The 12,640-nt window shown below is 72.5% G+C and carries 12 protein-coding genes and 1 pseudogene; all 13 read left to right on the forward strand.

What is annotated here, in order from left to right:
* Positions 1-648 (forward strand): annotated as a pseudogene (locus IE170_RS33020) (MFS transporter); the annotation flags it as partial.
* A gap of 9 nt (positions 649-657) precedes the next feature.
* The gene (gene pafA, locus IE170_RS29455) at positions 658-2,019 is read left to right on the forward strand and encodes a Pup--protein ligase (protein ID WP_189812522.1); all 1,362 of its coding nucleotides are present in this window, start codon (positions 658-660) and stop codon (positions 2,017-2,019) included.
* 102 nt (positions 2,020-2,121) lie between these two features.
* Positions 2,122-3,072, forward strand: coding sequence for an FKBP-type peptidyl-prolyl cis-trans isomerase (locus IE170_RS29460; protein ID WP_189812523.1), 951 nt, complete (start codon positions 2,122-2,124; stop codon positions 3,070-3,072).
* A gap of 66 nt (positions 3,073-3,138) precedes the next feature.
* Positions 3,139-3,516 carry an FKBP-type peptidyl-prolyl cis-trans isomerase gene (locus IE170_RS29465; protein ID WP_114056878.1) on the forward strand — a complete coding sequence of 126 codons (378 nt, stop codon included), beginning with the start codon at positions 3,139-3,141 and terminating at the stop codon, positions 3,514-3,516.
* A 138-nt stretch (positions 3,517-3,654) separates the two neighbouring features.
* Positions 3,655-4,611: a helix-turn-helix transcriptional regulator gene (locus IE170_RS29470; protein WP_189812524.1), complete on the forward strand. Its 957-nt coding sequence runs from the start codon at positions 3,655-3,657 to the stop codon at positions 4,609-4,611.
* A gap of 161 nt (positions 4,612-4,772) precedes the next feature.
* Positions 4,773-5,741, forward strand: coding sequence for a helix-turn-helix transcriptional regulator (locus IE170_RS29475; RefSeq protein ID WP_189812525.1), 969 nt, complete (start codon positions 4,773-4,775; stop codon positions 5,739-5,741).
* Between the two features lie 78 nt (positions 5,742-5,819).
* The gene (locus tag IE170_RS29480) at positions 5,820-6,095 is read left to right on the forward strand and encodes a hypothetical protein (protein WP_189812526.1); all 276 of its coding nucleotides are present in this window, start codon (positions 5,820-5,822) and stop codon (positions 6,093-6,095) included.
* A 26-nt stretch (positions 6,096-6,121) separates the two neighbouring features.
* Positions 6,122-6,322: a hypothetical protein gene (locus tag IE170_RS29485; protein WP_189812527.1), complete on the forward strand. Its 201-nt coding sequence runs from the start codon at positions 6,122-6,124 to the stop codon at positions 6,320-6,322.
* A 213-nt stretch (positions 6,323-6,535) separates the two neighbouring features.
* A complete protein-coding gene (gene tatA, locus IE170_RS29490) occupies positions 6,536-6,823 on the forward strand; it encodes a Sec-independent protein translocase subunit TatA (RefSeq protein ID WP_189812528.1) in 288 nt (95 codons plus the stop codon).
* A 79-nt stretch (positions 6,824-6,902) separates the two neighbouring features.
* A complete protein-coding gene (gene tatC, locus IE170_RS29495; protein WP_189812529.1) occupies positions 6,903-7,868 on the forward strand; it encodes a twin-arginine translocase subunit TatC in 966 nt (321 codons plus the stop codon).
* Between the two features lie 17 nt (positions 7,869-7,885).
* Positions 7,886-8,773: a diacylglycerol kinase gene (locus IE170_RS29500; protein WP_189812530.1), complete on the forward strand. Its 888-nt coding sequence runs from the start codon at positions 7,886-7,888 to the stop codon at positions 8,771-8,773.
* 90 nt (positions 8,774-8,863) lie between these two features.
* Entirely contained in the window at positions 8,864-11,701 is a 2,838-nt protein-coding gene (locus tag IE170_RS29505) for a DEAD/DEAH box helicase (RefSeq protein WP_189812531.1), read from the forward strand.
* Positions 11,702-11,791: 90 nt separating this feature from the next.
* Positions 11,792-12,469 (forward strand): TetR/AcrR family transcriptional regulator, encoded by a 678-nt coding sequence (locus IE170_RS29510; protein WP_189812532.1) that lies wholly within the window; start codon positions 11,792-11,794, stop codon positions 12,467-12,469.
* Positions 12,470-12,640: the final 171 nt, after the last annotated feature.

A 12,640-nucleotide genomic window follows, 5' to 3' on the forward strand; every position in this document is an offset into this window, starting at 1 on the left:
TCGGTGCCTTCTTCTTCGTCGGCACGGCCCTCGGCTCCATCACGGTGGCCGCCATGGCGTACGCCGACGGCCACGGCGGCCAGGGCGTCTACGGCTGGCTGATGGCCGCCCTGGGCTTGGGCGCCCTGCTCGGCGGCGTGGCGTACGGGGCGCGGCAGTGGAGCGGCCCGGCCGAGCGGCGGCTGCTGTGGCTGGTGGCCCTCCTGGCGCTGGGCTACCTGCCGCTGCTGCTGACGCCCGGCCCGGTGGCCATGACGGCGCTCACGGCCCTGGCGGGCGTCTTCCTGGCGCCGACCATCGCCTGCGCGTTCATCGTCGTCGACCGGCACGCCCCGGCGGGCACGGTGACGGAGGCGTTCTCCTGGCTGGTGACCTTCTTCGGCGTGGGCGCGGCCGCGGGCACGGCGGCGGCCGGCCCGGCCGTGGAACTGGGCGGCGTGACGTCCGGGTTCGCGGTCGCCTGCGGGGCCGGGGCGGCCGCCCTGGCGGTGCTGACGGCCACTCAGCGGATCCTGTCCGCTCCCGGCCGCTCCCGGACCGTGACGGGCTCCGCGGAGCCGGTCCCGGAGGGTGACGGGGCGCTGCTCGTCGACAATTGATCGAAACGGCGTTCTCGAACCCGGTTTCAGAAGAGGTCCAAAGGCGTAATGTTCAGTCATGGACCGCCGCATTTTCGGGCTGGAGAACGAGTACGGCGTCACGTGCACGTTCAGGGGACAGCGCCGACTGTCTCCTGACGAAGTGGCGCGCTACCTCTTCCGCCGTGTCGTGTCATGGGGCCGCAGCAGCAATGTCTTCCTGCGGAACGGCGCCCGCCTGTACCTCGACGTGGGATCGCATCCGGAATATGCAACTCCTGAATGCGACAACGTGACCGAACTGGTCACCCACGACAAGGCCGGCGAGCGCATTCTCGAGGGCCTCCTCGTCGACGCCGAGCGCCGTCTGCACGAGGAGGGAATCGCAGGCGACGTCTACCTCTTCAAGAACAACACGGACTCGGCGGGCAACTCGTACGGCTGCCACGAAAACTATCTGGTGGCGCGGCACGGGGAATTCTCCCGCCTCGCGGACATCCTGATTCCGTTCCTGGTCACGCGGCAGCTGATCTGCGGGGCGGGCAAGGTGCTGCAGACGCCGCGGGGCGCCGTCTACTGCGTGAGCCAGCGGGCCGAGCACATCTGGGAGGGCGTCAGCTCGGCCACGACGCGCTCGCGCCCCATCATCAACACGCGCGACGAGCCGCACGCGGACGCGGAGCGCTACCGCCGCCTGCACGTGATCGTGGGCGACTCGAACATGTCCGAGACGACCATGCTGCTCAAGGTCGGCGCCACCGACCTGGTGCTGCGCATGATCGAGGCGGGCACGGTGATGCGGGACCTGACCCTGGAGAACCCGATCCGGGCGATCCGCGAGGTCAGCCACGACACCACGGGTCAGCGCAAGGTGCGGCTGGCGAGCGGCCGCGAGGCCTCCGCCCTGGAGATCCAGCGCGAGTATTACGACAAGGCGGTGGACTTCGCCGAGCGCCGCGGGATCCGCACCGGCACGGTGGACCGGGTGCTGGAGCTGTGGGGCCGCACGCTGGACGCGATCGAGGAGCAGGACCTGGGCCGGATCGCGACGGAGATCGACTGGGTCATGAAGCACCAGCTGATCGAGCGCTACCGCGCCAAGCACGGCATGACCATGTCGAATCCGAGGGTGGCGCAGATAGACCTCGCCTACCACGACATCCACCGCCGGCGCGGCCTGTACTACCTGCTGGAGAGGAAGGGGCAGGCGGCGCGGATCTGCAACGACCTCAAGATCTTCGAGGGGAAGTCGGTGCCCCCGCAGACCACGAGGGCGCGGCTGCGCGGCGACTTCATCCGCCGGGCGCAGGAGCAGCGGCGCGACTTCACGGTGGACTGGGTGCACCTGAAGCTGAACGACCAGGCGCAGCGGACCGTGCTGTGCAAGGACCCCTTCCGGGCGGTCGACGACCGCGTAGAGAAGCTGATCGCCGGTATGTGACATACCACCGATCCGGCCCGGGGCCCCGTACGGATCTCGTACGGGGCCCCGCGCACGCCTTAGAGTGGCGAGGACCGTTGCCGTCTGAGATCTGAGGAACACGTGCGCCGACTTGCCGGCCTGCTGGTCGTACCCCTTCTGCTGTTGTCGACAGCAGCCTGTGGCGACAGCGGCTCCGACTCCGCCGACACCAAGGCCGAGATGAAGAACGGGGTGCCCGCGATCACCAAGGGCGCCAAGTTCGGTGAGACCCCGACCCTGTCCAAGGGCGAGGGCGAACCGCCGAAGGAACTGAAGGTGGAGACCATCAGCGAGGGCACCGGCCCCGCGCTGAAGAAGGGCGACGTCGCCCAGGTCAACTACCTCGGCCAGGTCTGGGACGGCACCGAGCCGTTCGACCAGAGCTTCGGCAAGGGCAAGCCCTTCGAGGTGACGATCGGCGCGGGCGCCGTCATCAAGGGCTGGGACCAGGGCCTGGAGGGCCGCAAGGTCGGCAGCCGCCTCGAACTGGTCATCCCGCCCGACCTCGGCTACGGCGAGAAGGGCTCCCCGCCGAAGATCAAGGGCGGCGCAACGCTCGTCTTCGTCGTCGACATCGTCAAGGGCACCAGCATCCCGGCCTCCGCCGCCGGCAAGGAGGTCCCCCAGGGCGACAAGGCCCTGCCGCAGATCGGTACCAACACGGACGGCAAGGAAGTCTCCGTGGCCGTCCCGAAGGACGCCGAGCCGCCGGCCAAGCTGGTCTCGAACTACGTGCTGGAGGGCGACGGCCCGGCCGTCAAGGACTCCGACAGCGTCGTCGTCAAGTTCCACGGCAAGACGTGGAAGGACGACAAGACCTTCGAGAGCACCTACGCCCTGGACCAGACCGTGACGTGGCCCATCGGCGACATCTCCGTCAAGGGCCTGAAGGAGGGCCTGGTCGGCAAGAAGGTCGGCAGCCGCATCCTCCTCGTCATCCCGCCGGACCAGGGCTTCGGCGACAAGCAGCAGGGGACGATCCCCGCGAACTCGACGCTCGTCTTCAGCCTCGACATCCTCGCAGTGATGTAAGACTGTCCCGGTTGTCCCTCCAGCCACCGCTGGAGGGGCCCGTTCACCGTTTTGAGGAGCAGTTCCGTGAGCGACAAGCTCGAGAAGCCCGAGATCGACTTCCCCGAGGGCCCGGCCCCGGCCGACCTCGTGATCGAGGACATCTGGGAGGGCGACGGCGCCGTGGCCACGGCCGGTTCCAAGGTCTCCGTGCACTACGTGGGTGTCGCCTTCTCCACCGGCGAGGAGTTCGACGCCTCCTGGAACCGCGGCGCACCGCTCCAGTTCATCCTGGGCATCGGCCAGGTCATCAAGGGCTGGGACAAGGGCGTCGAGGGCATGAAGGTCGGCGGCCGCCGCAAGCTGACGATCCCCGCCCACCTCGCCTACGGCGACCACAGCCCGACCCCGGCCATCAAGCCGGGCGAGACGCTGATCTTCGTCTGCGACCTGATGGGCGTCTGACCCGTCACCGGCAGCACCGCAGGGGCCCCCGCCGTGAGGCGGGGGCCCTCGCTTTTGCCCTTGAGCGCCGGGGCGGTACGGTCAACGGTCACGGAACCCGCACCGCGCGGGAAGCGGGAGAAAGGCGGAAGGGCGTCGATGGCGATTGCCAAGGCCGAGCGGCTGATGAACCTGGCGCTGTGCCTGTTGGGGACCCGTCGGCCGCTGAGCAAGCGCGAGCTCCGCGGCTCCATCGAGGCGTACATGGAAGCGGGCAACGACGAATCCTTCAACCGCATGTTCGAGCGGGACAAGGACGATCTGCGCGAACTCGGCCTGGTCATCGAGACGGTGGAGAACCTCGACGGCGAGACCGGCTACCTGGCGCGCCGCGACAGCAACCGCCTCCCGCCGGTCTCCCTGGACGCGGAGGAGGCAGCCGCCCTGGGCCTGGCCGCCAAGGTGTGGCAGCAGGCCCGCCTCGCCGGCGCCGCCAGCGGCGCGCTGCAGAAGCTGCGCGCGGGCGGCATGCCCGAGGCGGACAACCCCTTCGAGGGGCAGCACAGCGCCATCGAGCCGCGCATCCCCGTCCACGAGGCTGCGTTCGAGCCGCTCATGCTGGCCTGCCGCGACCGCCGGCCCGTCGTCTTCGACTACCGCAAGTCCACCGCCGCCCGGCCCGAGACCCGGCAGGTGGAGCCCTGGGCCCTCGAATGCTGGCGCGGCCACTGGTACCTCGCCGGCCACGACCGCGACCGCGGCGCGGAGCGCGTCTTCCGGCTCTCCCGCATCACCGGCAGGGTCCGCTCCCGGGCCGGCAAGTACACCGCCGACGTGCCCGACGTGGTCACCGTGCGCGAGACCGTCGCCGCCTGGGCGGGGGAGAGCGCGGAGCGGTCCGCCCTCATCCGGCTCCGGGCCGGCGCCGGCTACCCGCTGCGCGCCAAGGCCACCGCCGTCCGCGAGGGCTCCGACGGCTGGGACGAGCTGGAGATCCCGTACGGGCACGGGCTCGACGCCTGGCTCGTAGAGTTCGGGCCGGACGTGGTGGTCGTGGAGCCGGCCGACCTGCGGGCCGACGTCGTGGACCGGCTCCGCGCGGTCGCCGCAGGCTGAGAACCGCCCGGGCGCCCCCGGCCGGCCGATCCGTCCGGCCGCGCCGAGGGGCCCGGACCGCGGGGGCGCCTGGCCGCCGCACCCACCGCCACCCGCGCCCGCACCGTACGCACACCGCACCCCGCCTCCCGCGGGATGCCCTGAGGGGGAGACCTACCAGCATGGCCGCCAACGCCATCGACCAGACCCGCCGGATGCTGTCCCTGGTGACCTACCTGCGCGAGCGCCCCGGAGCGCACGTCGCCGACGTCGCCCGCGCCTTCGGCATCACCGAGGACGAGCTGATCTCCGACCTCGACGTGCTGCCCATGTGCGGGACCAGCTTCCGCGGCGGCGACCTCCTCGACATCGACACCGACGGCGAGCGCATCTGGTGGCACAACGCCGACGCCTCCGGCGAGTCCACCGCCGAGCCGCTGCGCCTCGCCGCCGACGAGGCGACCGCCCTGCTCGTCGCGGCCCGCGCCGTCGCGACCCTGCCCGGCCTGCGCGAGAGCGACCGCGACGCCCTGCTGCGCGCCACCGCCAAGCTGGAGGCCGCGGCCGGCGAGGCCGCCGGGGCCAGCTCCCGGCTCTCGGTGACCTTCGAGGCGGAGGGCGGCGTCTTCGCGGACGTCGACCGCGCCATCTCCGAGCGCCGCCGCCTCTGGCTGCGCTACTACTCGCCCGCCCGCGACGAGCTCACCGAGCGCACCGTCGACCCGATCCGGCTGTTCGCGGTGGGGCACACGTACATGGAGGGCTGGTGCCACCTCTCCGAGGCGCGCCGCACCTTCCGCCTCGACCGGGTGGCCGAGATCCGCCTCCTCGACGAGCGCTCCGAGCCGCCCGCCATCGAGCCGCGCGACCTGTCCGTCGGGCTGGTGCAGCCCGCCGCCGAGGACCCCGAGGTCGTCGTCGAGGTCGGCCCGGCCGGCCGCTGGGTCGCCGAGTACTACCCCCATGACAGCGCCGAGGAGCTGTCCGACGGCGGCCTGCGCATCACCCTGCGCAGCCCCGATCCGGCCTCGCTGCGCCGCCTCGCGCTGCGCCTCGGCCGCGACGGCCGGATCGTCTCGCCCGAGGGCCTCGCCGACAGCGCGCGGCAGGCGGCCCGCGAGGCGCTCGCCGGCTACGGCGAAACGGCCTGAGCACGCCGCGCCGCGCGGGCGGCGGGGCCGCAGTGCAGTCAAGACGTACGGGTGAGGGGAGCGCCGAGGATGTCGCCAATGTCTGGGCCGGGGGGCGGGCACGCCGGTGCCGGGTCGCGTGGCCGGTCCGCCGCGGCCGCCGGGCCGGTCGCCTTCAAGGCGGCCTGCACCGACTGCCGGGCCCGCTTCGAGCTGGACGCGGCCGCCCTGCGGCTCGTCATCGGCGGCAGCCGGCGGACCACGTTCTACTCCTTCACCTGCCCCCGCTGCGGGTCGGCCGTCCGCAAGCCGGCCGGGGAGCGGATCGTCGAGCTCCTGACCGGCGGCGGCGTGAGCACCCTGCGCAGCGTCTGACGCCGCCGGTGGCCTAGGCTCGTCCCATGCTGTGGCCGATGCTCGCAATCGCCCTGGGGTTCCTCGGGCTCACCGTCCTCGCCGTCATGGCCCTGCGGGTCTTCACCGAGGTGCGCCGGCTGTCCGGCCAGGTCGCCCTGGCCAGCCGCCGCATCGCCGAGGCCTCGGGCGAGCTGGAGCAGGCGGCCTCCGACCTGGCCCGGGCGGGCCGGACCGCGGGCCGCTGAACCGTCCGGCGGCCCCGAAACCTTCGACGGCGGCCTTATGGCATGCACGGTTCAGGCCACTCACCGCCTGTCGGAGCGGTGCGCAAGACGGGATACGCCGGGGGATTGCCGGACGTTAACCCCAGGGGGTTACGATCCTTGCAGCGGCCGTGTCGGATCACCCTGCGCGTCCGCCCGACCACAAGCAGCCGTCCGGTGAGAAGGAAGACACACATGATCGGCAATCTGAAGCCCCTCGAGATCCTTCTGATCATCGCTGTCATCGTCCTGCTGTTCGGCGCGAAGAAGCTTCCCGAGATGGCCCGCTCCCTCGGCAAGTCGGCCCGCATCCTCAAGAGCGAGGCCAAGGCCATGAAGAACGAGAACGCCGCCGACGACGCCGCCGCCCGCACCGCCGACCCGGCGCCGCAGCAGGCCGCCCCGCGCACCATCAAGGCCGCACCCGGCGACGTGACCGGCTCCCGCCCCGTCGCCGAGCCGAACCACACCGCCCAGGGCTGAGCCCCCGCAGCCCGGCCGCGGTCACGACCGGGCCGCGATCACGGGACAACGGTCATCGATGCGAGACGAGGGACGTGGGTTGCTCAAGTCTGCCCGCAAGCAGGAGAAGCACGACAAGCAGCACAAGGACGCCGAAGGGCGCATGCCGCTGGTCGAGCACCTGCGTGAGCTGAGAAACCGCCTGCTGAAGTCGGTCCTGGCGATCCTCGTGATCACCATCGTGGCGGCCTTCTTCTACAAGGACGTCATCGACTTCCTGCTGAAGCCGATGCTGGACTCCGTCGGCTGCACCAACGGCGTGGTCTCGCAGCGCAACGGCCGGCCCTGCGCCGACATGACGGTCAACGGCCTCATCGCCCCCATCTCGATCGCCCTCAAGGTCTCCCTCATGGCCGGCGTGGTGCTCTCCGCCCCGGTCTGGCTCTACCAGCTGTGGGCGTTCGTCGCACCCGGCCTGCACAGCCACGAGAAGAAGTACGCGATGGGCTTCGTCGCCCTCGGCGCGCCGCTCTTCGGCGCCGGCGCCGTCCTCGCCTACCGCCTGCTCCCGCAGACCGCGACGATCCTCCTCGACTTCACCCCCGAGCACGCCCGCAACCTGCTCCCGGTCGACGACTACCTCGACCTCGTCACCCGCATGGTCATCGTCTTCGGCCTCGCCTTCGAGCTGCCGCTGCTGCTGATCCTGCTGAACTTCACCGGCGTCGTCACCGCCAAGCGCCTCGCCGGCTGGTGGCGCGGCATGATCCTCGGCATCACGGTCTTCGCCGCGTTCGCGACGCCCACCGGCGACCCGCTCACCATGCTCTCCCTCGCCGCGCCGATCGTCGCCCTCTACTTCCTCGCGCTCGGCGTCTGCCTGGTCAACGACCGCAGGCGGCGCCGCAAGGACCCCGACGCCGGGCTCTCCGACGACGAGGCCGCCGACCTGGACCTGACCCCCGCCCCGATCGGCGCCGTCGAGGCCGTCCCGGCCCCGGCCGCCCTGCCCGAGCAGGCCGACGGAGGCACCCGCCGGGTCAACGGTTACGACGACGCCACCTGACAGGTACATTCACCGGGGTGAGCGCCGAGATCACCCTCTTCGTCAACCCGGCCGCCGGCCGCGGCCGGGGCGCGCACGCCGCGCAGCCGGCCGCCGCCGCGCTCCGGGCCGCCGGGTTCCACGTCCGCACCGTCGTCGGCACCGACGCCGGGGACGCCCTGGCCCGGCTGCGCAGCGCCGTCCGCGGCGGCACCGGCGCGGTGGTCGCCGTCGGCGGCGACGGCGTGGTCTCCCTCGCGCTCCAGGCCCTCGCCGGGACGCTCGTCCCGCTCGGCGTCGTCGCCGTCGGGACCGGCAACGACTTCGCGCGCTCCCTCGGGCTCCCCGTCCGCGAGCCCGCCCGCGCGGGCCGGCTGGCCGCCGGGGCGCTCAAGGAGAGCCGCTTCCGCGAGATCGACCTGGGCCGGGCCGCCGGCACCTGGTTCGCCACCGTGCTGTGCTCCGGCTTCGACTCGCGGGTCAACGACCGCGGCAACCGGATGCGGCTGCCCGCCGGCCGCTTCAAGTACGACCTCGCCATGCTGGCCGAGCTGGCCGCCTTCCGGCCGTTCCCGTACCGGATCACCCTCGACGGCGGCCCCGCCCTGGAGACCGAGGCCACCCTGGTCGCCGTCGGCAACGGGCCCTCCTACGGCGGCGGCATGCGGATCTGCGCGGACGCCGCCCCCGACGACGGGCTCTTCGACGTCGTGGTCGTCGGCGGCTGCAGCCGCACCACCCTCCTCACGGTCTTCCCCAAGGTCTACCGGGGCACCCACCTCGGCCACCCGGCCGTCACCGTGCACCGCGCGGCCAGGGTCGCCCTGGAGGCCCCGGGGCTGACGGCCTGGGCGGACGGGGAGCCCGTCGCCCCGCTGCCCGTGACCGCCGAGTGCGTCCCCGGAGCCGTCCGCGTCCTCGCGTGACCGGGCCCGCCGCCGGGGATGCGGGAGGCCCCGGAGCGGGCATAAAGATCGCGACTGTTGTCGGAGGCGACGGGTAGGCTCGACTACAAGATGACCGAGGAACTCTCACCCGCCGAGCGGTACGCCGCCGCCCGGATCCGCGCCGCCGAAGAGGCCACCGCGCTGGCCCCCTTCCGCGAGCTGTACGACTTCGACCTGGACGGCTACCAGGTCGACGCCTGCAAGGCGCTGGAAGCCGGCAAGGGCGTGCTCGTCGCCGCCCCCACCGGGTCCGGCAAGACCATCGTCGGCGAGTTCGCCGTCCACCTGGCCCTGCAGCAGGGCCGCAAGTGCTTCTACACGACGCCGATCAAGGCCCTGTCGAACCAGAAGTACACCGACCTCGTCAAGCGCTACGGCGCGGACAGGGTCGGCCTGCTGACCGGCGACAACAGCGTCAACTCCGAAGCGCCCGTGGTCGTCATGACCACCGAGGTGCTCCGCAACATGCTGTACGCAGGCTCCCAGTCGCTGCTCGGCCTCGGCTACGTCGTCATGGACGAGGTGCACTACCTCTCCGACCGGTTCCGCGGCGCCGTCTGGGAGGAGGTCATCATCCACCTCCCCGAGTCGGTGACGCTCGTCTCCCTGTCCGCCACCGTCTCCAACGCGGAGGAGTTCGGCGACTGGCTCGACACCGTCCGCGGCGACACCGAGGTGATCGTCTCCGAGGAGCGGCCCGTCCCGCTGTGGCAGCACGTCATGGCCGGCCGCCGCATCTACGACCTCTTCGAGGAGGAGACCGACCACGGCGGCCGCGGCTCCGCCCGCCGCGAGGTCAACCCCGACCTGCTCCGCATGGCGCGCGAGGAGAACAGCCGCACCTACAACCCGCGGGACCGGCGCCGCGGCAAGATGGTCCGCGAGGCAGACCGCGAACGCGAACGGCGCTCCCGCAGCCGCATCTGGACCCCCGGCCGCCCCGAGGTCATCGCCCGCCTCGACGGCGACGGCCTGCTCCCCGCCATCAACTTCATCTTCAGCCGCGCCGGCTGCGAAGCCGCCGTCCAGCAGTGCCTCTTCGCAGGGCTCCGCCTGAACGACGAGGCGGCCCGGCTGAAGGTCCGCACCCTCGTCGAGGAGCGGACCGCCTCCATCCCGGCCGAAGACCTGCACGTCCTCGGCTACTACGAGTGGCTCGAAGGCCTGGAGCGCGGCATCGCCGCCCACCACGCCGGCATGCTCCCCACCTTCAAGGAGGTCGTGGAGGAGCTCTTCACCCGCGGCCTCGTCAAGGTCGTCTTCGCCACGGAGACCCTTGCACTCGGCATCAACATGCCCGCCCGCACGGTCATCCTCGAGAAGCTCGTCAAGTGGAACGGCGAGCAGCACGCCGACATCACCCCCGGCGAGTACACCCAGCTCACCGGCCGCGCGGGCCGGCGCGGCATCGACGTCGAGGGCCACGCCGTCGTCCTCTGGCAGCGCGGCATGGACCCGGTCCAGCTCGCCGGCCTCGCCGGCACCCGCACGTACCCGCTGCGCTCCAGCTTCAAGCCGTCCTACAACATGGCCGTCAACCTGGTGCAGCAGTTCGGCCGGCACCGCTCGCGAGAGCTCCTGGAGACCTCCTTCGCGCAGTTCCAGGCCGACCGCTCCGTCGTCGGGATCTCCCGGCAGGTCCAGCGCAACGAGGAGGGCCTCGCCGGCTACCGCGAGGGCATGACCTGCCACCTCGGGAACTTCGAGGAGTACGCGCAGCTGCGCCGCGACCTGAAGGACCGCGAGACGGAACTCGCCAAGCAGGGCGCGGCCCAGCGCCGCGCCCAGGCGGCGTCCTCGCTGGAGCGGCTCAAGCCGGGCGACGTCATCCACGTCCCGACCGGCAAGTTCGCCGGGCTCGCCCTCGTCCTCGACCCGGGCGTCCCCGCCGGGCGGGTCCACGGGCACCGCGGCCACGAGTACGCCGAAGGGCCGCGCCCGCTCGTCCTGACCGCCGAGCGGCAGGTCAAGCGGCTCGCCTCCATCGACTTCCCGGTCCCCGTCGAGCCCATCGACCGGATGCGGATCCCGCGGACCTTCAACCCCCGCTCCCCGCAGTCCCGAAGGGACCTGGCGTCCGCGCTGCGCGCCAAGGCCGGGCACGTCACCGTCGAGCGCAGCCGCCGCGGCCGCGCGGCCGCCGCCGACGACCGCGAGATCGCGCGGCTGCGCGCCGCGCTGCGGGCGCACCCCTGCCACGGCTGCGACGAGCGCGAGGACCACGCCCGCTGGGCCGAGCGCTTCCTGCGTCTCCAGCGCGACACCAAGGCCCTGGAGCGGCGCATCGAGGGCCGGACGAACACCATCGCCCGCACCTTCGACCGCATCCACGCCCTCCTCACCGAGCTCGACTACCTGCGCGAGGACGAGGTGACCGAGCACGGCAAGCGCCTGGCCCGGCTCTACGGGGAACTCGACCTGCTCGCCTCCGAATGCCTGCGCGCCGGCGTGTGGGAGGGCCTCAGCCCGGCGGAGCTGGCCGCCTGCGTCTCGGCGCTCGTCTTCGAGGCCCGCCAGTCCGACGACGCGGTCGCCCCGAAGGTCCCCGGCGGTGCCGCGAAGGCGGCGCTCGGCGAGATGGTCCGCATCTGGGGCCGCCTCGACGCCCTGGAGGAGGAGCACCGCATCAACCAGGCCGAGGGCGTCGGCCAGCGCGAGCCCGACCTGGGCTTCGCGTGGGCCGCGTACCAGTGGGCCTCCGACCGGAGCCTGGACGAGGTGCTGCGCGAGGCCGACATGCCGGCCGGCGACTTCGTGCGCTGGTGCAAGCAGGTCATCGACGTCCTCGGGCAGATCGCCGCGGCGGCGCCGCCCGCCGGGCAGGGCGGCAGCACCGTCGCGCGCAACGCCCGCAAGGCCGTCGACGCACTGCTGCGGGGTGTAGTGGCCTACAGCTCGGTCGGCTAGGCCCCTTTGGGGCTTCCTCCGAAGCGGGCATGGCCGGATCTGATCTCCTGCCGTGATCGTTCCGGGGCGGCCCCGTGCGACGATCGAGCCATGACCAGGGCGATCGGCGAGGGGCCGAGACGGGTCGGCCGGCCGCGCGCCGACCGGCGAAGACCGTACACGGGACGGCCGCCGCGCGAGGAACTGCTGTGCGCGGCGGCCGAGTTGTTCACCGTCCGCGGGTACGCGGCCACCACCACCCGGACGGTGGCCGAGCGGGCCGGGCTCCGCCAGGCCACGCTCTACCACTACTTCGGCGGCAAGGAGGAACTCCTCGCCGAACTGCTGGAGTCGACGGTCGCCCCCTCACTGCGGCTGGCCCGGCCGCTCCTCGCGGACCGCGCCCGGCCCGCCGCGCAGCGGCTGTGGGAGCTGTGCCGCTCGGACGTCCTGCTGCTGTGCGGGGGCCCGTACCACCTCGGCGCCCTCTACCTGCTGCCCGAGGTGGCCGGATCGCGGTTCGCACGGTTCCGGCGGATGCGCGCCGAGCTGCGCGAGGCGTACGGGACGCTGCTCGCCGCGACCCCGGCGGGGGCCGAACTCGCCGCGGAGCGGGGCGCCCTGGCGCTGCGGGGAGACCTCGTCTTCGGGCTGGTCGAGGGCGCCATGCTGATCCGCCGGTCGGACCCGGCCCGGCCGGTGACGGCCTTCGCGGAGGCCGTGGCGGACGCCGCCCTGCGGATCGCCGGGGCGGCACGCGAGGGGGACTGCTCGGGCGTCGCGGTCTAGGGCCTGTCGTCGAACTCCCGTTTCGCCCGGCGCGGCGAGAGCGCGTGCCAGGCGTCGCGGAGCAGGCGGGAGTTCGACGGCAGGCCCTAGGGGGTGTCTTTCCGATCATCGGATCGTTGGTCCGGTCGTGAGGGATGGGGAGATTTCTGACGCCGCCTGGGCGGTGATCGA

The organism is Streptomyces toxytricini (assembly GCF_014649915.1).
GTDB lineage: Bacteria > Actinomycetota > Actinomycetes > Streptomycetales > Streptomycetaceae > Streptomyces > Streptomyces toxytricini.

What these genes read in the sequence shown, in the direction of transcription:
- IE170_RS29485 (WP_189812527.1), top strand. Translation starts at nt 6,122, where the DNA reads ATGCTGTGGCCGATGCTCGCAATCGCCCTGGGGTTCCTCGGGCTCACC.
- IE170_RS29510 (WP_189812532.1), top strand. Translation starts at nt 11,792, where the DNA reads ATGACCAGGGCGATCGGCGAGGGGCCGAGACGGGTCGGCCGGCCGCGC.
- IE170_RS29470 (WP_189812524.1), top strand. Translation starts at nt 3,655, where the DNA reads ATGGCGATTGCCAAGGCCGAGCGGCTGATGAACCTGGCGCTGTGCCTG.
- IE170_RS29505 (WP_189812531.1), top strand. Translation starts at nt 8,864, where the DNA reads ATGACCGAGGAACTCTCACCCGCCGAGCGGTACGCCGCCGCCCGGATC.
- tatA (WP_189812528.1), top strand. Translation starts at nt 6,536, where the DNA reads ATGATCGGCAATCTGAAGCCCCTCGAGATCCTTCTGATCATCGCTGTC.
- IE170_RS29475 (WP_189812525.1), top strand. Translation starts at nt 4,773, where the DNA reads ATGGCCGCCAACGCCATCGACCAGACCCGCCGGATGCTGTCCCTGGTG.
- IE170_RS29480 (WP_189812526.1), top strand. Translation starts at nt 5,820, where the DNA reads ATGTCTGGGCCGGGGGGCGGGCACGCCGGTGCCGGGTCGCGTGGCCGG.
- pafA (WP_189812522.1), top strand. Translation starts at nt 658, where the DNA reads ATGGACCGCCGCATTTTCGGGCTGGAGAACGAGTACGGCGTCACGTGC.